We start from the raw sequence: 1,261 nt of genomic DNA on the forward strand, positions 1-1,261 counted from the left end.
GCACCAGCACCAGCACCAGCACCAGCACCAGCACCAGCACCAGCACCAGCACCAGCACCAGCACCAGCACCAGCACCAGCACCTGCACCTGCACCTGCACCCGTGCACGCGGCCGCCTCAATACCCACGCCTACGCCCGTGTCCGCTCCAACATCCACACCCACCCCGGTCATTTCCGGCACGAACCTGCGTGTCTGCGTCCTCTGTCACCATGACGCTCCAGCCCGCGATGCAGTCACGGGATTCCTCCGTCAGCTTGGATTGCAGAGCATGTTCCTGGCGGAAGCGCCCAAACCCACAGACACCACCTACGTCGAACGACTCCAGGCGCTACGCCAGGTGGATTTCGCCGTCGTCCTCCTGCCGTCCAATACGCTGGACACCGCAACGGCGACCTCCAAGTTTCTTTCGAGAGATCTGATGCTGGAGCTCGGCGTCTTGCTGGGCGCCCTGGACAGTTCGCGCGTCTGCTTTCTGTTGTCCGGAAACCCCGCGAAAACGCTGCCGTGGAACGGCTCGGCGCTACTGAACATGGATGAGGCAGGCTTATGGCACCTGCTGCTGGCCCGTGTCATGAAACAGGCCGGACTGGACGTGGACTTGAACCGCGCCGTCTGATCTCTGCCTGCCAAGACCCAAGGCGGGACTCACTTTTGCTTCGAAGCTTTGCTTCATGCCTGCTTTGCCGGGTCTCGCCCGGGCAGCAGGTTTGGTGTCGGGTGGTGCGCCCGACAGCGCACTTACTTTCTTTGCTTCGCCAAAGAAAGTAAGCAAAGAAAGGCGAGCCGGGTTCGTCGTCCCTGCGCTGTGCGCAGGGCACGCTGCGTTGCTCGGCTAGTGCGGGAAGTGCAGAAACTCGCCCTGCGGGCTCAGACATCTGCACTTCTTTTTCCGCCCTGGCCTGCGCTACTCGCCTCCGCACACGGCAGTGGGAAACCGAATGCCAAAGACCAAGACTACAAGGACGCGCCATGGCGCGTCCTTGTTTGGCTGTTCTGTCTTGGGTTGTTGGGTCCCCTATGCCGTGTGGCAGGGCTGAGCAGCGCAGCAGCGGGCGGATCAGGGCGGGCGTTGTTTGAGCGCAGCGAGTTCAGCCCGACCCCGCCCGATGCGAGCAGCGCAAGGAACCGCGCAGCGGCCCTGACTTCGGCTCGCCTTTCTTTTGGGTCCTTTTCTTTGGCGAAGTGTATAGACCGGAGACATGGGAAACGGGTGTTCGGGGACATAGGAAACACCAGAGTCGGTCAATTGGAAGTCATCA

Annotated in this window: 1 protein-coding gene; it reads left to right on the plus strand. The window is 61.9% G+C overall.

From position 1 onward, the window contains the following. The first annotated feature begins 138 nt into the window (after positions 1-138). Entirely contained in the window at positions 139-618 is a 480-nt protein-coding gene (locus AC1RRP_RS15465) for a TIR domain-containing protein (RefSeq protein ID WP_493037695.1), read from the plus strand. Positions 619-1,261 lie beyond the last annotated feature (643 nt).

The organism is Hylemonella sp. GW821-FHT12C09, assembly GCF_058807395.1.